The organism is Dactylosporangium sp. McL0621, from assembly GCF_049995355.1.
Lineage (GTDB): Bacteria > Actinomycetota > Actinomycetes > Mycobacteriales > Micromonosporaceae > Dactylosporangium.
This window is the reverse complement of the sequence record NZ_CP188259.1, coordinates 2,147,121-2,167,941: the sequence shown is the minus strand read 5'-3', so window position 1 is coordinate 2,167,941 and position 20,821 is coordinate 2,147,121. Positions and strand designations below refer to the sequence as shown.

15 protein-coding genes and 2 pseudogenes are annotated in these 20,821 nt (G+C 70.7%); 7 read left to right on the top strand and 10 right to left on the bottom strand.

Going from position 1 to position 20,821, the window contains the following annotated elements; all coding sequences use genetic code 11:
* Positions 1-331: 331 nt before the first annotated feature.
* From rapZ to rsgA, 6 genes and pseudogenes are all read right to left on the bottom strand, one after another.
* Positions 332-1,225 (bottom strand): RNase adapter RapZ, encoded by an 894-nt coding sequence (rapZ, locus tag ACPPVO_RS09985; protein WP_360382904.1) that lies wholly within the window; start codon positions 1,223-1,225, stop codon positions 332-334.
* 774 nt (positions 1,226-1,999) lie between these two features.
* Positions 2,000-3,940, bottom strand: a pseudogene (uvrC, locus tag ACPPVO_RS09980) (excinuclease ABC subunit UvrC); the annotation flags it as partial.
* 69 nt (positions 3,941-4,009) lie between these two features.
* The gene (locus tag ACPPVO_RS09975; protein WP_426510936.1) at positions 4,010-4,429 is read right to left on the bottom strand and encodes a Rieske (2Fe-2S) protein; all 420 of its coding nucleotides are present in this window, start codon (positions 4,427-4,429) and stop codon (positions 4,010-4,012) included.
* Positions 4,430-4,564: 135 nt separating this feature from the next.
* Positions 4,565-5,080: a Rieske (2Fe-2S) protein gene (locus ACPPVO_RS09970; RefSeq protein ID WP_426510935.1), complete on the bottom strand. Its 516-nt coding sequence runs from the start codon at positions 5,078-5,080 to the stop codon at positions 4,565-4,567.
* Positions 5,081-5,988: 908 nt separating this feature from the next.
* Positions 5,989-8,946 (bottom strand): annotated as a pseudogene (gene uvrA / locus ACPPVO_RS09965) (excinuclease ABC subunit UvrA); the annotation flags it as partial.
* Between the two features lie 129 nt (positions 8,947-9,075).
* A complete protein-coding gene (gene rsgA / locus ACPPVO_RS09960) occupies positions 9,076-10,107 on the bottom strand; it encodes a ribosome small subunit-dependent GTPase A (RefSeq protein WP_426510934.1) in 1,032 nt (343 codons plus the stop codon).
* Positions 10,108-10,201: 94 nt separating this feature from the next.
* On the opposite strand from rsgA, the gene ACPPVO_RS09955 reads away from it, so the two are divergent.
* The 3 genes from ACPPVO_RS09955 to ACPPVO_RS09945 are packed head-to-tail and all read left to right on the top strand — an operon-like array spanning position 10,202 to position 11,920.
* Positions 10,202-10,636, top strand: coding sequence for a hypothetical protein (locus tag ACPPVO_RS09955; RefSeq protein WP_426510933.1), 435 nt, complete (start codon positions 10,202-10,204; stop codon positions 10,634-10,636).
* 10 nt (positions 10,637-10,646) lie between these two features.
* On the top strand, positions 10,647-11,324 hold the full coding sequence (locus ACPPVO_RS09950; protein WP_426510932.1) for a maleylpyruvate isomerase family mycothiol-dependent enzyme: 678 nt from the start codon (positions 10,647-10,649) through the stop codon (positions 11,322-11,324).
* Complete coding sequence (locus ACPPVO_RS09945; RefSeq protein WP_426510931.1) at positions 11,321-11,920, top strand: MBL fold metallo-hydrolase; 600 nt, start codon at positions 11,321-11,323, stop codon at positions 11,918-11,920. The genes ACPPVO_RS09950 and ACPPVO_RS09945 overlap by 4 nt, the downstream gene beginning before the upstream one ends.
* A gap of 4 nt (positions 11,921-11,924) precedes the next feature.
* On the opposite strand, the gene ACPPVO_RS09940 is transcribed toward ACPPVO_RS09945, so the two are convergent.
* On the bottom strand, positions 11,925-13,193 hold the full coding sequence (locus tag ACPPVO_RS09940) for an ATP-binding protein (protein ID WP_426510930.1): 1,269 nt from the start codon (positions 13,191-13,193) through the stop codon (positions 11,925-11,927).
* Positions 13,194-13,397: 204 nt separating this feature from the next.
* Between ACPPVO_RS09940 and ACPPVO_RS09935 the strand changes: the two genes are divergently transcribed.
* Positions 13,398-13,802 (top strand): hypothetical protein, encoded by a 405-nt coding sequence (locus ACPPVO_RS09935; protein WP_426510929.1) that lies wholly within the window; start codon positions 13,398-13,400, stop codon positions 13,800-13,802.
* 102 nt (positions 13,803-13,904) lie between these two features.
* Positions 13,905-14,597, top strand: a complete 693-nt coding sequence (locus tag ACPPVO_RS09930) for a uracil-DNA glycosylase (protein ID WP_426510927.1) — start codon at positions 13,905-13,907, stop codon at positions 14,595-14,597.
* Between the two features lie 167 nt (positions 14,598-14,764).
* Here ACPPVO_RS09930 and ACPPVO_RS09925 read toward each other — a convergent pair whose 3' ends face one another.
* Positions 14,765-16,027, bottom strand: coding sequence for a hypothetical protein (locus ACPPVO_RS09925; protein ID WP_426510926.1), 1,263 nt, complete (start codon positions 16,025-16,027; stop codon positions 14,765-14,767).
* A gap of 122 nt (positions 16,028-16,149) precedes the next feature.
* Here ACPPVO_RS09925 and ACPPVO_RS09920 point away from each other — a divergent pair, with 122 nt between their 5' ends.
* Together ACPPVO_RS09920 and ACPPVO_RS09915 are read left to right on the top strand one after the other, a co-directional pair.
* Complete coding sequence (locus tag ACPPVO_RS09920; RefSeq protein ID WP_426510925.1) at positions 16,150-16,665, top strand: MarR family winged helix-turn-helix transcriptional regulator; 516 nt, start codon at positions 16,150-16,152, stop codon at positions 16,663-16,665.
* 109 nt (positions 16,666-16,774) lie between these two features.
* A complete protein-coding gene (locus tag ACPPVO_RS09915; RefSeq protein ID WP_426510924.1) occupies positions 16,775-18,562 on the top strand; it encodes a glycosyltransferase in 1,788 nt (595 codons plus the stop codon).
* A gap of 169 nt (positions 18,563-18,731) precedes the next feature.
* On the opposite strand, the gene ACPPVO_RS09910 is transcribed toward ACPPVO_RS09915, so the two are convergent.
* Positions 18,732-19,238 carry a DUF302 domain-containing protein gene (locus tag ACPPVO_RS09910; protein WP_426510923.1) on the bottom strand — a complete coding sequence of 169 codons (507 nt, stop codon included), beginning with the start codon at positions 19,236-19,238 and terminating at the stop codon, positions 18,732-18,734.
* 98 nt (positions 19,239-19,336) lie between these two features.
* Positions 19,337-20,785 carry an argininosuccinate synthase gene (gene argG, locus ACPPVO_RS09905; RefSeq protein WP_360382706.1) on the bottom strand — a complete coding sequence of 483 codons (1,449 nt, stop codon included), beginning with the start codon at positions 20,783-20,785 and terminating at the stop codon, positions 19,337-19,339.
* Positions 20,786-20,821 lie beyond the last annotated feature (36 nt).

Here is a 20,821-nt window from a genome sequence, read left to right as displayed (position 1 = left end):
GCATCGGGAGCGGGCTCGGCGTCAACGGCAGCAGGCACGCGCACTTCCACCCGGCCGCGGCCGGAGTCGCTCGCCGCGACGGCCCGAGTACGTGCGCGCCCCTCCGACGGCGCCGCGCCGGCGGACGGACTTGCACTCGGCAGCGCCGCGCCGGCCGACGGACTTGCACTCGGCAGCACCGCGCCGGCCGACGGACTTGCACTCGGCAGGACCGCGCCGGCCGCGTCAACTGCGGACGGGCTGCGCTTCGAGGGCGTCGGGTCGGCCGGGGGCGCGGGGTCGCTCGCGGCCGGGGTTCGTGCGGCTCCGGTGCCGCCCGTGGGCCGGCTCGTCATTCGCGTCCCAGGTCGCGGTGCTGCGGCGAGGCCGAGAGCCGCATCTCGCGCAGCCGCCGGGCGAGCTCCTCGGCGATCGCCACGCTGCGGTGCTTGCCGCCCGTGCAGCCGACGGCGATCGTGAGGTACCGCTTGCCCTCGCGCTCGAAGCCCGGCGCGGTCGCGTTGATCAGGCGCGCGTACGTCTCCACGAACGTGATCGCCCCGCGCTGCCCCAGCACGTACCGGCTGACCTCCGTCTCCCGCCCGGTGTGCTCGCGCAGCTCGGCGACCCAGTACGGGTTGGGCAGGAACCGCGCGTCGAGCACGAAGTCGGCGTCGGGCGGCAGGCCGTACTTGAAGCCGAAGGAGAGCACGGTGACCCGGATCTGGGTCGTGTCCTCCTCGCCGAACATCTCCTCCACGCGCCCGCGCAGCTGGTTGACGTTGAGGTGGCTCGTGTCGATCAGGACGTCGGCCTGCTCGCGCGCCTCCTGCAGCAGCTTCCGCTCGGCCGCGATGCCGTCGGAGAGCCGCCCGGCGCCCTGCAGCGGGTGCGAGCGCCGCACGCTCTCGAAGCGCCGGATCAGCACCTCGTCGTCGGCGTCTACGAACACCATCCGCGGGTTGAAGCCCCGCTCCCGCAGCGACTTCATCGCCCCGGGCAGGTCGGTGGAGAAGGCGTGACTGCGTACGTCCAGCACCATCGCCGTGCGCCGCACCGCCCCCTGCGCCGCATGCGCCAGCTCGGCCATGTCGAGCAGCAGCGCCTGCGGCAGGTTGTCCACGACGTAGTACCCGACGTTCTCCAGCGCCCGCGCCACGGTGCTGCGCCCGCCGCCGGACACCCCGGTCACGATCACCAGGTCGGTCGTGTTGCGCCCGGGCAGGACCCCCTCGTCCGGGTCCACCTCCCCGACGCCGAAGCCCTCCACCACAGCACGCTCCGCACCGGCGAACACACCCTCCGCGAAGTCGACGGCGGTGATGGCGGGCGGTTCGTCGCCACTGTCCGGGGCGGTGGCGTCTCTCGGCACGTCGCCTTGTCTCGACACGTCGAAGAGTTTATGTCGTACGGCGCGCCGCATCGGACGGTCGGTCAGTTTGCACTAGTTCGCGGTATCTCTCACCGGCACCTCGATTTCCGCTCCGCCCCAGCTTGCCCCGGTTCCTGACCCGCGTTCGGGCGTGTCGCCGGACTCCTCCGCGACCTCGGGCGTGTCCCCCGTTCGTGTCGGCCGGACGCCCGCCGGGGCCACCGCGGCGCCCTCGACTGACACATCGAGGTCGTCGCCCACGTGCGTGACGTCGACACGCGGCCGCTCGGGCCCGCCGGAGCCCGAAGCACCCGGATGCGCCGGCCCACCCGAGTCCGAAACATCCGAATGACCCGACCCGTCCGAGTCCGAACCGTCCGAATGGGCCGACCCGCCAAGCCGCCCGCCCGAGTCCGAAACGCCCGGATGCGCCGACCCGCCAGGCCGCCCGTCGGAATCCGAAACGCCCGAATGAGCCGATCCGTCCGGCCCACCGGCGCCCGAAACCTCCGAATCCGCCGAGCCGCCCGAAGCCCCCAGGTCGTCCGGAGGTCCCAGATCGTCCGGCTCCCCCGAAGCCTCCAGATCGTCCGGCTCCTCCGAAGCCTCCAGGTCCTCCGAAGCATCCGGAGCCGACAGCACGGCATCCGCCGGCGGCCGCGCCGACGCCAGCGGATCGCCGTTCAGCGCCGCCTGGATCGCCTCCGCCGTCCGCCGGCCGATGCCCGGGACCTCCGCGATCTCCTCCAGGCTCGCGGCCTTCAGCCGTTTGAGCGACCCGAAGTGCCGCAGCAGCGCCTTGCGGCGGATCTCCCCGAGGCCGGGCACCGAGTCGAGCGCCGAGGCCGTCATGCGCTTCGAGCGTTTCTGCCGGTGGTACGTGATGGCGAACCGGTGCGCCTCGTCGCGGACGCGCTGCAGGAGGTACAACCCCTCGGAAGCTCGCGGCAGGATCACCGGGAACTCGTCGTCCGGCAGCCACACCTCCTCGAGGCGCTTGGCGAGCCCGCAGATCGTGATGTCGTCGATGCCCAGATCGAGCAGCACCTGCGCGGCCGCGTTGACCTGCGGCTGGCCGCCGTCGACGACCACCAGCTGCGGCGGGTAGGCGAACTTGCGCGGGCGCCCGGTCGTCGGGTCGATGCCGGGGCGGGAGGGGTCGGTCTCGGCGGCCTCGTCGATCTCGATCTTGGCGTCGAGGTAGCGCGCGAACCGCCGCCGCAGCACCTCCGAGATCGCCGACACGTCGTCGGTCGCGCCGTTTATCGCAAAGCGCCGGTACTCGCTCTTGCGCGACAGCCCGTCCTCGAAGACCACCATGCTGGCGACCACGTCGGTGCCCTGGATCTGCGAGATGTCGTAGCACTCGATGCGCAGCGGCGCGGTGGCCATCCCGAGCGCCTCGGCGATCTCCTCGAGCGCCTTGCTGCGCGTGCTCAGGTCGCCGGCGCGGCGCAGCTTATGCTGCATGAGCGCCTGCTCGGCGTTGCGCGCGACGGTCTCGGCGAGCGCCTTCTTGTCGCCGCGCTGCGGCACCCGGATCGACACCCGGCTCCCGCGCAGCCGGGTCAGCCAGTCGGCGAGCGCGTCGACGTCGGCCGGCAGTTCCGGCACGAGCAGCTCGCGCGGCAGGTCGGCGGCCTCGGCCCCGGCCTCGCTGCCGTAGATCTGCGTGCAGAAGTGGTGCACCAGGTCGCCCGGGGTCAGGTCCTCGGTCTTCTCCACGATCCACCCGCGCTGGCCGCGCACCCGCCCGCCGCGCACATGGAAGACCTGCACCGCCGCCTCGAGCGGGTCGTCGGCGAACGCGACAACATCGGCATCGGTACCGTCACCAAGCACCACCGCCTGCTTCTCCATGGCCCGCCGCAGCGCCCCGAGATCGTCGCGCAGCCGCGCCGCGCGCTCGAAGTCCAGCTCGTCGGAGGCCTGGTACATCTCCCGCTCGAGCTGCTTGACCATCACGTCGGTCTTGCCCGCCATGAAGTCGCAGAAGGCCTCGACGATCTGGCGGTGCTCGTCCTCGCTGACCCGGTCGACGCACGGTGCCGAGCACTTCCCGATGTACCCCAGCAGGCACGGCCGCCCGATCTGCCCCGCGCGCTTGAACACACCGGACGAGCACGTGCGGGCCGGGAAGACGCGCAGCAGCAGGTCGAGCACCTCGCGGATGGCCCACGCGTGCGCATACGGCCCGAAATACCGCACGCCCTTGCGCTTCGCGCCGCGCATGACCTGCAGCCGGGGATAGCCCTCGTCGAGCGTGACGGCGAGGTAGGGGTAGCTCTTGTCGTCGCGATACCGGACGTTGAACCGCGGGTCGTAGGCCTTGATCCAGTTGTACTCCAGCTGGAGCGCCTCGACCTCGGTGCCGACGGTGACCCAGTCGACCCGCGCCGCCGTCGTGACCATCTGCTGGGTGCGCGAGTGCAGCGTCCAGAGGTCGGCGAAGTAGCTGCTGAGCCGTTGCCGGAGGCTCTTGGCCTTGCCCACGTAGATGACCCGGCCGGAGGGGTCGTAGAAACGGTAGACACCCGGGGTGTCCGGAATGGTCCCCGGTGCTGGTCTATACGTGGACGGGTCAGGCACGCTTCGAGACTATCCGGGGGGTACGACAAAAAATCGGGGGCCGGTCGCGGCGACCGGCCCCGACTCAGGTCACGTCGCCAGGTAGATGTCGTCGCCGTCGACGCGCAGCTTCTTCTCCTTCAGCGGCGCGTTCGCGGGCGGGTTCGTGACGCTCCCGTCGGCGGCCGAGAAGGTACTGCCATGGCATTTGCAGTTGATGTTGTTGTTCGCCACGTCGGTCACCACGCACTGCTGGTGGGTGCAGATGGCCGTGAAGGCCTTGTACGTCCCGGCCTCCGGCTGGGTGATGACCGTACCGCCGTCGTCCGAAGTGATTTTGCCGCCACCCACCGGGATGTCGGCCTTCTTCGCGATCGGGCCTCCGGGGGTGGAGGCGGAGCCGGCGGTGCTGTCCGATCCACCCTTGTCGTCTCCACAGGCGGCGAGGACGGACACGGCCGTCACGCCGACCGCCCCGGCGAGCACCGCACGGCGGGTCGTCTCACTCATCAAGCTCCTCCAATGGTCGTTGGCCCGCAGGCCGCGGCCAGAGATACACAGATCATGGAGGGTACGGTTCAATGCTCAACAAAAACTGTGAATTCGGCACCCAAACCGCAATCGAGGCACCACGGATCGTGACTTTCAGCTCCGAACGATGTACCCACTCTTCACAGCAACCTTGATGGTCTTGAGCCCGCCCGGCGCCGGTCCTTCGACCTTGGACCCGTCGGCGACCTTGAACTTCGAGTTGTGGCGCGGGCACATGATGATCGGGTTGCCGTCGAACGGCGGGTCGACGATCGCGCCCTGATGGGGGCAGACCGCGTCGTACGCCTTGAAGGACCCCTTGGCCGGCTGCAGCACCAGCACCGTGTCCTTGACGATCACGCCGCCGCCGACGGGCACCTCACCAACAGCGACAAGAGCATTTGACGGTACCTGGGGATCGCCGCCCCCGCCGGAGCCGTTGTCGTCGAACGGGTTGCCGCCGGTCGTGGCCGGCGCGGTGGGCGCGCTCGAGCCGCCCGGGTTGCCGCCGGCGCTCGGCGCGGGATCGTCCCCGCCGCAGCCGGCCAGCACGGCGATGCCCATCGCGCCCGCACCGAGCAGCAGCGTGCGCCGAGCGGCGCAGAGGTTGAAGACGTCCTCGTCTGGCACGTGGTTCCTCCTGAGGTCAGCCTCGCCAGCGGCAACCGTAGCAGCGGCGCGTGACCGCCCCATGGGACCCCTGAATGCGACATAGGACCTGTCGGGGTATAAATCCGATATGTCGCGGCGCGGAGCGCTCGACATATCGGCGGCCGGGCTTGCCAACGTGCTTGGACCACGCCGTTGGGGCCCCGCGCATACCGAGCCCGCGCCCGGCGCGCTCGACCAGCCATCCCCGGAGACCGGCGCCGCTCCCGTCCGCCCCCGGCCCGCGCCGCCGGTTTCGGGACGGTACGTCAACCTCGTCGGCAGCGACCGCCTCGCGAAGTCGGTCGCCGAGGACCCGGCCGTTGTTCCGCCCCGGCCCGCGTTGCCGGTTCGGGACACGACGAGTGTGCGAAGGGGTTCTGCACATCGCCGGCCCGTACAGGCCAAGCCGACGCCCTCAAGACAAGCCGCTCAACGGCCACGCCCGACGCGCTTACCGCACCCACTCAGCCGCAGTTGACCTGTCCAGCCGTCTCCGAGCCCTGCATGCCGCCGGCCCGCACGAGACCACGCCGACGCACTCAAGCGCCGCACTTGACCTGCCCAGCCGATCCCGGGCTCTGCATATCGTCGACCCGCACGCGACCAAGCCGCCCCGCTGGAGCGCCACGCCCCGAACTCGGCGTATGCGACATAAGACCGGTCAGGGTATAAATCCGATATGTCGTGGCGCGAAGCGCCCGACATATCGTGAACAGAACCCCGGCGCGCACCCCGAACGCGAAGGCCCCGAGCGATCAACCGCGCCCAGGGCCCACCGCACGTCAGCGCTTCGCGGCCGCCTTCTTCGCGGCCGTCTTGCGCGGCGCCGCCGCCTTCTTCGCCGGCGCTGCCGCCTTTGCCGGGGCCGCGGCCTTCGCGGCCGTGGTCTTGGCCGGGGCCGCGGCCTTCGCGGCGGCGGTCTTGCGCGGCGTCGGGGCCGGCTTCGTGCCGTTCGCCTGGGCCGCCCGGTTCCGCGCCGCCGGGTCGCCCGTCGGCTCGCCCGACAGGCCCAGGGTGTGGCGCAGGAACTGGCCGGTGTAGCTCTCCGGCAGCTCGGCGACCTCCTCCGGCGTGCCCGCCGCGACCACCGTGCCGCCCTTGTGGCCGCCCTCCGGGCCCATGTCGATGAGCCAGTCGGCGGCCTTGATGACGTCGAGGTTGTGCTCGATGACGATCACCGTGTTGCCCTTGTCGACCAGGCCCTGGAGCACGATCAGCAGCTTGCGGATGTCCTCGAAGTGCAGGCCGGTGGTCGGCTCGTCGAGCACGTACACCGTCCGCCCGGTCGAGCGCTTCTGCAGCTCCGAGGCCAGCTTCACGCGCTGGGCCTCGCCGCCGGAGAGGGTCGGGGCCGGCTGGCCCAGGCGCACGTAGCCGAGGCCCACGTCGACCAGGGTCTTGAGGTGGCGGTGGATCGCCGGGATGGCCTCGAAGAAGCCCGCGGCCTCGTCGATCGGCATGTCGAGGACCTCGGCGATGGTCCGGCCCTTGTAGTGCACCTCGAGGGTCTCGCGGTTGTACCGCGCGCCCTTGCACACCTCGCAGGGGACGTACACATCCGGGAGGAAGTTCATCTCGATCTTGATCGTGCCGTCGCCCGCGCACGCCTCGCAGCGGCCGCCCTTGACGTTGAAGGAGAAGCGGCCCGGGCCGTAGCCGCGCACCTTCGCCTCCGTCGTCTCGGCGAAGAGCTTGCGGATGTTGTCGAAGACGCCGGTGTACGTCGCCGGGTTGGACCGTGGCGTGCGCCCGATCGGCGACTGGTCGACCCCGACCACCTTGTCGACGAGGTCGAGCCCGGAGATGCGGGTGTGCCGCCCCGGCACCATGCGCGCGCCGTTGACCGTGTTGGCCAGCACCGCGTGCAGGATGTCGTTGACCAGCGTGGACTTGCCGGAGCCGGAGACGCCGGTGACCGCGGTGAGCTGCCCGAGCGGGAACGACACCGTCAGGTTGTGCAGGTTGTGCTCGCGCGCGCCGACCACCACGAGCTCGCGCCCGGGCGTGCGGGGACGGCGGATCTCCGGCGTCGGGATGCTGCGGCGGCCGGAGAGGTACGCCCCCGTCACCGACTCCTCGGTCTTGATCAGCTGCTCGTAGGGCCCGCTGTGCACGACCTTCCCGCCGTGCTCGCCGGCGCCGGGCCCGATGTCGACGATCCAGTCGGCGGTGCGGATCGTGTCCTCGTCGTGCTCGACCACGATCAGCGTGTTGCCGAGCTTCTTCAGGCGCGTGAGGGTCTCGATGAGCCGGTGGTTGTCCCGCTGGTGCAGGCCGATGCTGGGCTCGTCGAGCACGTAGAGCACGCCGACCAGGCCGGAGCCGATCTGCGTGGCCAGCCGGATGCGCTGGGCCTCGCCACCCGACAGTGTGCCGGAGGCCCGGTCGAGCGAGAGGTAGTCCAGGCCGACGTCGACCAGGAAGCGCAGGCGGGCGTTGATCTCCTTGAGCACCCGCTCGGCGATCAGCTTCTGCCGGTCGGTGAGCTCCATCGAGCCGAGCAGCTCGGCGCAGTCGCCGACGGACAGGTTGCACACGTCGGCGATGCTGCGCCCGGCGATCGTCACGGCGAGGATCTCGGGCTTGAGCCGGGTGCCGCCGCAGGTGCCGCAGGGCACGTCGCGCATGTACCCCTCGTACTTGTCCCGCGACCAGTCGCTCTCGGTGTCGGCGTGGCGCCGCTCGATCCACTGCACCACGCCCTCGAAGCCGGTGTAATAGGAGCGCTCGCGGCCGTACTTGTTGCGGTACCGCACGTGCACCTGGTCATCGGAGCCGTACAGGATCGCCTTCTGGCCCCGCGACGACAGCCCCTGCCACGGGGTGTCGAGGTTGAACCCCTCCTCCTCGCCGAGCGCCTCGAGCAGCCGCAGGAAGTAGTCCAGCGTGTGCCCGGTGGCCCAGGGCGCGACGGCGCCGTCGCGCAGCGTGCGCTCCGGGTCCGGGATGATCAGCTCCGGGTCGACCTCTTTCTTGGTGCCGATGCCGGTGCAGTCGGGGCAGGCCCCGTAGGGCGCGTTGAACGAGAACGACCGGGGCTCGAGATCCTCGACCGACAGCGGGTGCTCGTTGGGGCAGGCGAGGTGCTCGGAGAACAGCCGCTCGCGGTGCTCGTCGTCCTCGGGCAGGTCGACGAACTCGAGGATGACGATGCCGGCCGCGAGCTTCAGCGCGGTCTCCACCGAGTCGGTGAGCCGCTGCTTGGCGCTCTTCTTGACCGCGAGACGGTCGACGACCACCTCGATGGTGTGCTTCTCCTGCTTCTTGAGCTTCGGCGGCTCGGTCAGCGGGTGTACCACGCCGTCGATGCGCGCCCGCGCGTAGCCCTTGGACTGCAGCTCGGCGAACAGGTCGACGTACTCCCCCTTGCGCCCCCGCACGACCGGCGCGAGCACCTGGAACCGGGTGCCCTCGTCCATGGCCAGCACGCGGTCGACGATCTGCTGGGGCGTCTGCTTGGTGATCAGCTCGCCGCAGACCGGGCAGTGCGGCTCGCCGACGCGCGCATAGAGCAGGCGCAGGTAGTCGTACACCTCGGTGATGGTGCCGACCGTCGAGCGCGGGTTGCGCGAGGTCGACTTCTGGTCGATGGAGACCGCCGGGGACAGGCCCTCGATGAAGTCCACGTCGGGCTTGTCCATCTGGCCGAGGAACTGCCGAGCGTAGGACGACAGCGACTCGACATAACGCCGCTGCCCCTCGGCGAAGATCGTGTCGAACGCCAGGCTCGACTTGCCCGAGCCGGAGAGCCCGGTGAACACGATCATCGCGTCGCGCGGCAGGTCGAGGCTGACGTCGCGGAGGTTGTGCTCCCGTGCGCCACGGATGATCAAGCGGTCGGACATGCTTCCCCTTGGCAGTATTCGTCCGGTTGGAACACCGTCCCGGTGCCAGCCGACAACTCTAGCCAGGGGGTATGACATTTTTTGGCTGCCGCCCGCCCGAGGGGTCCTCGAACGGGGGAAGCGCACCAGCTAGCCCCGGGCCGGACGGCGGCGCTCGCGGCTTTCACGACGCACCCGGCGTACCGCTGCCAGCTTCTGCTCTTTTTGCAGTTTCTGCCAACTCGCATAGCGCCGCGGGCTCAGCTCGCCCTCCTCGACGGCCGCGCGTACGGCGCATTCGGGCTCGTCGCCGTGCCGGCAGTCGTCGAACCGGCAGGCCTGGGCGAGCAGCGTCACATCCGCGAAGGCCCGATCGAGGCCGGTGACGGTGTCGAACATGCCGACCAGACGGACGCCGGGCGTGTCCAGGACCGCCCCGCCGTCCGGCATGGGGATCAACGCCCGGTATGTGGTGGTGTGCCGCCCGCGCCCGTCCGCGCGCAGTGCCCGCGTCTGCATCACCGGCGCCCCGGCGAGCGCGTTGACCAGGCTCGACTTGCCCGCCCCGGACGCGCCGAGCAGCCCGAGCGTGCGTCCGCGCGCGACGAGGGGGCGCAGCCCGTCCAGGCCGAGCCCGGTGCGCGCGCTGACCGCGTGCACCGTGACGCCCGAGGCCCGGCCCGGCATCTGCGCCGCGATCGCCTCGGGGTCCGCGGCCAGATCGGCCTTTGTCAGTACCAGATGAGGTTTTGCCCCTGACTCCCACGCGAGCGCCAGCAGGCGCTCGATGCGGCCGGGGTCGGGCGACGGGTCGACGGGCTCGACGACCGCCACGGCGTCGATGTTCGCCGCGAGGACCTGTCCGAACGACTCCTCGCCGGCCGTCGCGCGGACGATGGCGGTGCGTCTCGGCAGTACCGCCTCCGCCGTCAACCGCCCGTCCGGCCAGTCGCGCACGACCAGCCAGTCCCCCGCGCACGGCAGCGCGCCCGGGTCCTGGGCGGCCCGGGCGAGCAGCCCACCGGCCACGCTGGCGCGCACGGGTCCGCCGGCCGCGAGCGCGGTGCAGACGCCCCGGTCCACACGGCTCACCCGCGCGGGACGCTGCCCGAGCACGGCGAAGCGCCCGAAAGCCTCGGCGAAACCGTCGTCCCATCCGAGGGCCGACAGGTCAATACTCACAGTAATCCTCTCAGAACCGAACTGGCGTTCGGAAACCCACGGTAGGTAGCGCGTCCACAACGCGAAACCGAATATCGGGGCTATGGTCGGGGACGTGCTCCCCTCGCATGTCTTGGCCGGTGCCGTCGGACTCCGCCTCGAGCGGGCCGACGTACAGTGGCACGTATCCCCTGGGCAGGACGACTCGCTGATGCGGTTCTGGCTCACCTTCGGCGGGATGTGCTACGGCTTTCATGTGGGGGCCGAGGACGAGATCCTGGACGTGATCGTCGAGGAGCGCGGGACCGACGCGGACATGGGCATCTACGGCCGCCTGGAGGTGCGCACCGCGCGCGGTGAGGACCCCGCGGCTTTCGCGGTCGGCCAGCGGCTGGTCGTGGTGCACGATCTTTTCGCGGGGTACCTCGGAAAGCCCATCGGCGCCCGCCTGTCCTTCGAGACCGTCGACCTCAGCGTGGCCGACTGGGAGGACGAACTGCACTGGGCCGTCGGCGACCTCCCGCCCGCGGTGGGGGTACGACAGCGATAATGTGTTCGGTGTGACCGCCGATCCACTGGTCCTCTCGCCCGAGCTCGGGCGAGCCACCGAGCGCCTGCTCACCACCATCGAATCCCTTGACGACGCCGGCCTCGCCGAGCCCTCGCTCTGCTCCGGCTGGACGCGCGGCCACGTGGTAACGCACCTGGCCCGCAACGCCGACGCGTACGTCAACCTGCTCACCTGGGCCCGCACCGGCATCCGTACCCCCGCCTACGCCGGCGCCGACGCCCGCGAGGCCGACATCGAAGCCGGCGCGGGCCGCCCGGCCGCCGTCCAGCGCGCCGACCTCGCCGCCGCCGCGACCCGCCTGGCCACCGCGATCGACGCGCTGCCGCCCGAGGCGTGGTCCGCGGTCGTCGCGCTGCCCTCCGGCGCCGAGATTCCCGCCGCCCGCCTGGTCTGGACGCGCCTCTGCGAGGTCGAACTGCACCACGTCGACCTGGCTGCCGCGTACCGACCGGCCGACTGGCCCGAGGCCTTTCCCCTGCGCCTGCTGCACGACCCGGCCACCCCGCGCGCGGCCACCCTCGCCACGCCCGACGGCACCGTCCTGCTCACGGTCCCCGACGCCCCGACCGTCACCGGACCGGTCCACGCACTCGCCGCCTGGCTGACCGGCCGCGGCGACGGAGCCGGCCTGACCGGCGAACTGCCCGACCTGGAGGCCTGGAAATGAGCACCGGACTCGAGATCTCGTCCCTGTCCGTCGGCCCGATGGACAACAACGCATACCTCCTGCGCTGCCGCGCCAACGGCGAGGCCGTCCTCGTCGACGCGGCCAACGACGCCGAGCGCCTGCTGCGCTTCATCGAGCCGGGCGGCATCCGCGCGGTCGTGACCACCCACCGCCACGCGGACCACTGGATGGCCCTGCAGGAGGTCGTCGACGCGACGGGCGCACAGTCCCTGGCCCACCCGGCCGACGCCCCGGAGATCCCGGTCGTGACGGCCCACCTGAACGAGGGCGACACCCTGCACGTGGGCGACTGCAGCCTCTCGGTCATCCACCTGGTGGGCCACACCCCGGGTTCGATCGCCCTGTACTACCCCGAGGAGGGCGGCCACCTCTTCACGGGCGACGCCCTGTTCCCGGGCGGCGTGGGCAACACCCACGGCAACAAGGCCGACTTCGACTCCCTGTACCACGACGTGACCACGAAGCTCTTCGACCGCCTGCCCGACGGCGTCACCTTCTACCCGGGCCACGGCAAGAGCTCGACCATCGGCACCGAGCGCCCGTCCCTGGACGAGTGGCGCGCCCGGGGCTGGTAGCCGGTCATCTCCACAACGCGTCGAGGGGTACGACCGACGCACCCTCCTCGTGCGTGAACGCAAGATCCCCCGTGTACAGGAGGACGGCGGCGACCAGCCGATCGCCGAGCCGGCTCCGCAAGGCCCGGATCCCGCGTAGATCCTCGCCGTGGATACGAGAGCCGGCCTTGATCTCGAAAGCAATGACGTCGCCGTCGTCGACCTCGAGGACAAGGTCGACCTCGTCGCCGGTCGCGGTTCGGAAATGACCTGCCGCGACCGGGGCGTCCCACCAACTGAGCTGCTTGAGGATCTCGCCCACGGCGAACGTCTCGATCAGGTGACCGTAGTCGGTCAGAACGGCCGGGTCCGACCGCGAGATTTTCTCCGGGCTCAGTCCGAGCAGCCAGGCCATCACGCCGGCGTCGACCATGTGCACCTTGGGCTGGCGCGCAACCCGGGAGCCCAAGGTCGTACCCCAGGCGGGCAGGCGCTGAATCAAGAAGACCGCTTCCAGCAGTCGCAGGTAGTTCTCTGCGCTGCTCTTCTCCATCCCGACCGCCTGCGCGGTCGCCGCGATGTTCAGCACCTGTCCCGATCGCACGGCGAGCTGGTTCAGCAGGCGGGGAAGCATCTCGCGCTGCCGGACACGACTGAGCTCGATGACGTCACGCTCGATGACAAGATCGAGATAATTGCTGTACCAGCGCGACCGCGACCTCCCCGGAGGACGCCGCAACGCGACGGGCAGGCCACCGGAGGTCACCCGCCGGGCGTACTCGTCCCGGCTCGTCATCGAGCGCTCCGCCGAGTTCGCGAACGCGCGGCCGGCGAGCACCCGGTGGACGAATGGCTCCGCGTCGTTGCCGTCGATCTCCATCTGAGCGAGCGGCAGAACATCGATGATGTCGACGCGCCCCGTCAACGACTGGCCGGCCTGGGGCAGCGTCGAATACCGGGTCGATCCGGCGAGCACGAAGCGCCCTGGGCTCAGCTCACGATTGAGCTCGGCCTTGATCGCATCGAGAAGCTCCGGAACGTGCTGAAACTCGTCGATAAAGATCGGGTCGGGCCCTTCCACGAACCGCCCGGGATCGTTCCGGACCGCGGCCCGAGTGGCCGGATCGTCGCAGTCGATCACGGTCCTGTCGAGCCGCTGGGCACACCCGGTGAGCAGGGTGCTCTTGCCGACCGTCCGCGGCCCGTTCAGCACGACGGTCGGCTCCTCGTTCAACCGATCGACAAGCACGGCCGCCAAGCGCCGCTCGGCCAGGCCCGTCAGCGCACCATCCACCCGTCAACCATGCCCTAAATCCGCAGATCAGCCAAATATTTTCCGCATCTGCATGCACTTAACTTCCGCGTTTACGAGGCGCGTCCGAGGCTGGTGACCGCCGGCAACATGGTTCACAGTGCGTGACACAAGGGTTGGCGTCGTGTGAGCACCCGTCGCTAGGGTCCTCGGCTGTGCCATCACTTCCACACGATCCTCATCGAGATGCCCTGGGACCGCCCGACGTTGACGGCAGAGCTCTCGGCGACCCGCTCCACCGTGCTGTCAGCACCTACCCGCGGCAGCGAGCCGGGCCTCATCGCCGTGTTCGAACCCTGTTCACGGCCCGCAACGCCTGCGATCACGGACGCGCAGGCCTGTTGCTACGCGCGACGGCAAGGGGAAGCCCAGGGCAGGGCCGAAGGCAGCGCGGAAGGCGAAGCGGCAGGCAAGGCCAAAGGCGGTGCCCGCGCGGTGCTGATCGTGCTCGACGCCCGCGGTGTGGAGGTGCCGGAAGACGTCCGCGCCGACATCGCCAACTGCACGGATCTCGTCCAGCTCGGGGCATGGATCCGCCTTGCCGCGACCGCCCGCAGGATCGAGGATCTGGGCCTCGATGCGTTCGTATGACGGGTTGTCGAGCACCGGGCCCCATCGTGCTGGATGTGCTCTTCCGGCTCGAACCGCGACCACGGAGCCCGGCCCCGCAAAGCGCTCGATAGATTGCGGGCCATGACCGTCTACCTCCTGGACTTCATGCCCGAGGACTGGCGCGAGGCGGTAACCCCGCACGTCGACCCCGGCGTCGTCGCGGCGCTGTCCGAGTTCGTCGTCGAGCAGTACCGGTCCGCCACGGTGTACCCGCGGAAGCAGGACATCTACGCCGCGTACCGGTTGTGCCCGTTCGCCGCCACCCGGGTGCTCATCCTGGGCCAGGACCCGTACATCCGGCCCGGGCAGGCCCACGGGCTGAGCTTCAGTGTGCCGCCCGGTGTCCCGGTCCCGCCCTCCCTGCGCAACGTGTACCAGGAGATGCGCGACGACCTCGCCGTCGAGCCGCCGCCGTCCGGGGACCTGACCGCGTGGTGCCGGCAGGGGGTGATGCTGCTGAACTCCGTGCTGACCGTCCGCGCCGGCACCCCGAACTCGCACAAGGGGCACGGCTGGGAGAACATCACCGATGCCACGATCCGGGCCCTGAACGAGAAGCCGGACCGGGTCGTGTTCGTGCTGTGGGGCGCGGCGGCGAAGGCGAAGGCGCCGCTCGTTACGAACGACCGTCATGTCGTACTGCGGGCCGGGCACCCGAGCCCGATGAACCAGAGCGGTTTTCTCGGCAGCCGCCCGTTCAGCCGGGTCAACGCGGCGCTCGTGGCGGCCGGAACGCCGCCGGTGCGCTGGTCCCCGGCAATGCCGCGACAATGAACCGAGCCACGCCGCGACAGCGAACCGAGCAATGCCGCGGTAGCGAACCGAGCCGTGCCGCGGCAGCGAACCGAGCCGTGCCGCGGCAAAGGCCCGAGCAATGCCGCGGCAGCGAACCGAGCACTGCCGCGGCAAAGGCCCGAGCCATGCCGCGGCAGTGACCCGAGCTAGCACACGGTGATCGTGCCGCGCAGCGGGATCCAGTCGTACGCGCTGGTTCCGGGGTCCGCCACGCCGTCGTGGTCGAGGTCGAGCCACCAGTCGACCTGCGCGATCGGCCGGTAGACCTTCCCCGAGGTCAGCGTGCTCGGCACGGTGAAGGAGTGCGTCAGCAGATCGGAGTTGTTCTCGCCGACCTCCTGGGCGAACGCGTCGGCGGACTTGACGTCCCCGGTGGTGGTCCACACGTCGTCGCCGGTGGAGAACCACATGTGCAGCGAGGTCTGTACGTCGTCGGTCGCGTAGTTGGCCAGCGCCACCCGGGTCACGATGCCGCCGCCGGTGCACACCGTGGTGGAGCCGCCGATGGTCGGCCGGCCCGGGCCCCCGTAGCTGGCGCCGCAGTACGCCGCGAACGGGTTCTCGAGGTCGGTGCTGAGCACCACTCCGGTGCTCGGCATGCAAAGTTCCTTCTGCTGGGCCGCGCCGTGGTCGGTGTCGTCCGGGTCCATCCAGGTGTTGAGGAGCGCCACCTCGGAGCGGGTGCTGGTGGCCGGGTACAGGTCGCGCAGGCCGTGCGCGTCGTCGGGCAGGGGGCGGATCGCGTCGGCCGCCGCGCGGTTGGCCCACGGGCGGGCGCCGTAGTTCATGAAGGCGTACGAGCCGTGCGTGTGGTGCAGCCCGAAGGCGTGGATGACCTCGTGCAGGTAGGACGGGCGGAACCAGGTGTCCCCGGCGGCGTTCCAGCGGCCGGCGCCGTAGAGCGTCTCGCCCGCGTCCAGCGGGGTCCGCACGTCCCAGTCGAAGGCGGCCTGGTCGAGGAACGCGATCTGCACCTCGTTGTAGGCGCAGGACGCGATGCTCATCTGCTTCGTCTGGCCGATCGCGTCCTTCTCCTTGATCGACGACACGAAGCCGACGTGGATGGTCGGCACGGTGTCGTTGAACGGAGTCCCGTAGACGAACGGCGTGGTGGTGCTCGTCGTCGAGGTGATTTTCGCGGCGGTACCGCCGACAAGCCCGATCTGGCGGTTGACGTCCTTGAGCGCCTGCAGCAACGCGGCGGCATCGTTGTCGCCGGTGCCGGTGTACTCCGCGGTGTGCAGCACGACCTTCACCTGCCCGGAGGTGAACTTGATCGAATCGCAGACCACGTTGCCGTCCTCGTCGTAGCCGTGCAGCGGGATGTAGGCGGCGGCGGGCGTGGCGACGGCGAGCGTGGCGACGAGGCCGGCGAGGGCGCCGAGCAGGCGCCGGGCGAGGGTGTCCATGGCGGCAGTGTGGCCCCGGTCACCGGGGCCGATCCGCGTCGAAGGACGCATACGAGGTGACGCCTGCCCGACGTCCGGCTTGGATGCGCTCGCGAGTGAGGTGCAACCCGTAGATTTGCGGTGTGAGCGACCCCGCACCGGGGCTGGACTCCGAACAGCTGGGCGCCTACTTCGCCCTGATGGAGGTCAGCAGCCTTCTGCACTACGCCGTCGAGGAGCATCTGCGCGCCGACGGTGACCTCAGCTACGTGCAGTTCCAGATTCTCGCCCGGCTCGTCGACGCGCCCGGGGGCCGGCTTCGCATGACCGATCTGGCCGACGGTGTGGTGTACAGCCGCAGCGGGCTCACCTATCAGGCCGGACTGCTGGACAAGCGCGGCCTCATCACCCGCTCGCCCTCCCCCGACGACGAGCGCAGCGTCATCGTGGCCGTCACCGGCGCCGGGCGCGACCTCGTCGCGCGGGTGCTGCCCGGGCACGTGGACAGCATCCGGCGACTGTTGTTCGACGCTATGGCCGACGGCGACCTGGCCGCGCTCGGCGACGTGCTCGGCCGCGTCCGCGCGCACATGCGGGCCGCCCCGCCGCGGTCGGCCAAGCCCCGGACCGGGCGTGGCCAAGGCGGAAGTACCGGCTAGCCCAAGGCGTGACCCGCGTCACGTCGGCATCCATCGACGGCAGGAAGATTGACCCGCCCGTACGTGTTGCATAACGTGCTGATCATTCGTTCAGGTCCGCGGGGCGGCAATGGTCATCACCCTGGTCATCGACACGTTCAACGTCGGCAACAACGGCACCACCATCTCGGCGATGCGCTTCGCCGACACGCTCGTCTCGCGGGGGCACACCGTGCGGGTCGTCGCGTGCGGGGAGCCCGGCGGTGACTCGCCGTTCGAGATGTTCTGGGTGCCCGAGCTCGTCGTGCCCGTCGCGAGCCGGTTCGCGCACCGCCAGCACACGGTGTTCGCCCGGCCCGTCCGCGAGACGCTCGTCGCGGCCATCGCCGGGGCCGACGTCGTGCACATCTACCAGCCCTGGCCGCTCGGGCGCGCCGCCGAGCGCATCGCGCGGCGGCTCGGGGTGCCGGCGATCGCGGCCTTCCACATCCAGCCCGAGAACATCACGTACAACATCGGGTTGGGCTGGTTCCCGCCCGCCGCCCATTTCGTCTACATCCTGCTGCGCCTGCTGTTCTACCGGCGCTTCACCGACATCCACTGCCCGTCGACGTTCATCGCGGCGCAGCTGCGCCAGCACGGGTACCGCAGCCGCCTTCACGTCATTTCCAACGGCGTCGGGAGCGCCTTCCGGCCCGGTCCCGCCCCGGTGCGCGCGCCCGGCGAGCCGTTCCGCGTGCTCATGGTCGGCCGCCTCTCCCCGGAGAAGCGCCAGGACGTGCTGATCCGCGCCGTGCGGCGATCCCGCCACGCCGGGCGCATCGAGCTGCACTTCGCCGGGCACGGGCCCCGCGAGCCGCGACTGCGCCGGCTGGCGGCGAGGCTCCGGGTGCCGGCCCGGTTCGGCCACTACGCCCAGCCCGAGCTGGTCGAGCTGATTCGTTCCTGCCAGTTGTACGTTCACGCCTCCGACGCCGAGATCGAGGGCCTCTCGTGCATGGAGGCGTTCTCCTGCGGGCTCGTCCCGGTCATCTCGGACAGCCGCCGCAGCGCCACCGGCCAGTTCGCGCTCGAGCCGGCCAACCTGTTCCGGGCCGGCGACCCGTCCTCGCTCGCCGAGCGGATCGACGCGTGGATCGAGAACCCGGAGGCCCTCGCGACGGCGTCGGCGACCTACGCGCGCTACGCCGAGATGTACACGGTCGAGCGCAGCGTCAAGGCGATCGAGCGCGTCTACGCCCGGGCGGGCCACGGGTGGGAGGCGCCGACGGGGTACAGCGGCCGGGTCTACCGCCTGCTCTCGAACGCCTTCTACTACGCGGTCGCCATCCCGCTGCTGTTCGTGCTGACCCGCCTGATCCTGGGCGTCCGCACCGAGGGCGACGCGCGCCTGCCCCGCACCGGCGGCGCGCTGACCGTGTGCAACCACGTGCACCTGCTCGACAGCGCGCTCGTCGGGCTGGCCCTGTTCCCGCGCCGCCCGGTCTTCACGGCGGCCGCGATGAACCTGGACAACCCGTGGTACGGCGGTCTCGTACGCCTCCTGGGCGGCGTCGCCGTCCCCCCGACCGCGGCCGGCCTGCCCCGTTTCCTCGACGAGATGGAGCTCTTCCTCGCCCAGGGGCGGATCGTGCACTTCTTCCCGGAGGGGGAGCTGCGGCCGTACGACACCGGCCTGCGCGATTTCAAGCAGGGCGCCTTCCACCTGGCGGCCCGGGCGCGGGTGCCGGTGATCCCGCTGTCGATCCGCTTCACCGCCCCGTCGGGCGTGGGCCGCCTGTTCCGCCGCAAACCGACGATGGTCATCGTGCTGGGCGCCCCGATCGTGCCGGCGACGACTGACCCGCGCCGCGACCGCCGCATACGCATGGAGCTGGCCCGGGAGCGCATGCACGACCTGATCACGCGCGCGGCCTAGGGGCTGTATCGAAGTGGGGGTCGGAGCGAGGCGAGGCTCAGGCGTCGGCTGGGGCCGCGCCGGGCGCGCCCCGATACCGGGGTTGTATCGGGGTGTGACCGGGGTGGTTCCAGCCGACGCCTGAGTCCGCCGCAGCCCGGCCATCCACTTCGATACAGCCCCTAGCGGCTCAGGCCTCCCCCGGTGAGGCCGGGCCGCCGAGCTCCGGCGGCACCGGCCAGCCCAGCACCTCGAGCAGGTGGGCGAGCTTGCGGTCGAGCTCGCGCCCGACCGCCGCGATGGCCGGGTCCCCGAACGACGCGAACTGGCGGCTGGGCTGGTCGATCGAGAACCGGACGGGCTCGGCGGCCACCTGCGTGATGACGGTGCGCAGCGGGGCGTAGAGCATGGCGACCGGGTCGTGGCGGTACATCCGCTCGGCGAGGACGTGGTTGCCCATGAGGTACATCCGGCAGCGCGCGGTGTTCCCGGCGATCCCCATGAGCGGGTCGGCGAGGAACCTCCAGTAGATGAGGAAGCCGTGCGCGGCGATGCGGTCCGTCAGCTCGGTCACCGCCTGCCAGTCGGCGAGCCGTTCGAACTGTTCGGCCGGGAACGCGGGCACCGCCGCCTCGTACCGCGCGACGGCGTCGTCGAACGATCCGTCGACGTCGACGGCGAGACGCGACTCAGTCATGGCGGGGCGCTACCCGCACGGCGTGGCCGAAACCTCAGGCGCCGGCCGGCCACGATCTCGTCCGCGTGCGTGCGTTTCGCGGATGCTCCAGGGCATCGTCAGTCGGTGCCGAACTCCATCGCGGCATTGTCCAGCAGTTCGCCGTCGTGGTCGGCCTGGCCGCGCGACGCGATCGCGGCCGCGCCGCCCGCCGGCATGGCGCCGAGGAGGTCGGCGGACGGGGTCTGGTTGGCGCCGATGAGCATCGGGTGCGGGCTGCCGATGATGTTGAGCGAGACGTACTGCTCCAGGCGCGCCCGGGAGTCGGCGATGTCGAGGTTGCGCATGGTCAGCTGGCCGATGCGGTCGCCCGGGCCGAATGCCGCGTCCTCGGTACGTTCCATGGACAGCTTGTCCGGATGGTACGACAGCGCCGGGCCGGTGGTCTCCAGGATCGAGTAGTCCTCGCCGCGGCGCAGGCGCAGCGTGACCTCGCCGGTCACGGCCGAGCCGACCCAGCGCTGCAGCGCCTCGCGGAGCATGAGCGCCTGGGGGTCGAGCCAGCGGCCCTCGTACAGCAGGCGCCCGAGCTTGCGGCCCTCGTTGTGGTACGCCGCGACCGTGTCCTCGTTGTGGATGGCGTTGACAAGCCGCTCGTAGGCGGCGTGCAGCAGCGCCATGCCCGGCGCCTCGTAGATGCCGCGGCTCTTGGCCTCGATGATGCGGTTCTCGATCTGGTCGGACATGCCGAGCCCGTGCCGCCCGCCGATCGCGTTGGCCTCGAGGACCAGGTCGACGGCGGTCGCGAACTCCTTGCCGTTGATCGAGACCGGGCGCCCCTGCGCGAAGCCGACGGTCACGTCCTCGGACGGGATCTCGGCCTGCGGGTCCCAGAAGCGCACGCCCATGATCGGGTCGACGATCTCGATGCCCGCGTCGAGGTGCTCCAGCGACTTGGCCTCGTGGGTGGCGCCCCAGATGTTGGCGTCGGTCGAGTACGCCTTCTCCGTGCTGTCGCGGTACGGCAGCTCATTGGCCAGCAGCCACTCCGACATCTCCTTGCGCCCGCCGAGCTCGCCGACGAAATCGGCGTCCAGCCACGGCTTGTAGATGCGCAGGGCCGGGTTGGCCAGCAGGCCGTACCGATAAAAACGCTCGATGTCGTTGCCCTTGAAGGTGGAACCGTCGCCCCAGATCTGCACGTCGTCCTCGAGCATCGCGCGCACGAGGAGCGTGCCGGCCACGGCCCGGCCCAGCGGGGTGGTGTTGAAGTAGGCCCGCCCGCCGGAGCGGATGTGGAAGGCGCCGCAGGCGAGCGCCGCGAGGCCCTCCTCGACGAGGCTGGCCCGGCAGTCGACGAGACGCGCGATCTCCGCGCCGTAGGCGGTGGCGCGCCCCGGCACCGAGGCGATGTCGGGCTCGTCGTACTGGCCGAGATCGGCCGTGTAGGTGCAGGGGATGGCGCCCTTGGCGCGCATCCACGCGACAGCTACCGAGGTGTCGAGACCGCCGGAGAACGCGATGCCGACCCGCTCGCCGACAGGCAGGGAGTTGAGGACCTTGGACACGACTCAAGCATATACGACGGAGTGCATAACCATGCA

Excerpts from the sequence above, each read along its gene's own strand:
- ACPPVO_RS09975 (WP_426510936.1), bottom strand. The coding sequence starts at position 4,429 with ATGAGTGAGACGACCCGCCGTGCGGTGCTCGCCGGGGCGGTCGGCGTG.
- ACPPVO_RS09945 (WP_426510931.1), top strand. The coding sequence starts at position 11,321 with ATGAGCACCGGACTCGAGATCTCGTCCCTGTCCGTCGGCCCGATGGAC.
- ACPPVO_RS09935 (WP_426510929.1), top strand. The coding sequence starts at position 13,398 with ATGCCCTGGGACCGCCCGACGTTGACGGCAGAGCTCTCGGCGACCCGC.
- ACPPVO_RS09930 (WP_426510927.1), top strand. The coding sequence starts at position 13,905 with ATGACCGTCTACCTCCTGGACTTCATGCCCGAGGACTGGCGCGAGGCG.
- ACPPVO_RS09925 (WP_426510926.1), bottom strand. The coding sequence starts at position 16,027 with ATGGACACCCTCGCCCGGCGCCTGCTCGGCGCCCTCGCCGGCCTCGTC.
- ACPPVO_RS09915 (WP_426510924.1), top strand. The coding sequence starts at position 16,775 with ATGGTCATCACCCTGGTCATCGACACGTTCAACGTCGGCAACAACGGC.
- ACPPVO_RS09910 (WP_426510923.1), bottom strand. The coding sequence starts at position 19,238 with ATGACTGAGTCGCGTCTCGCCGTCGACGTCGACGGATCGTTCGACGAC.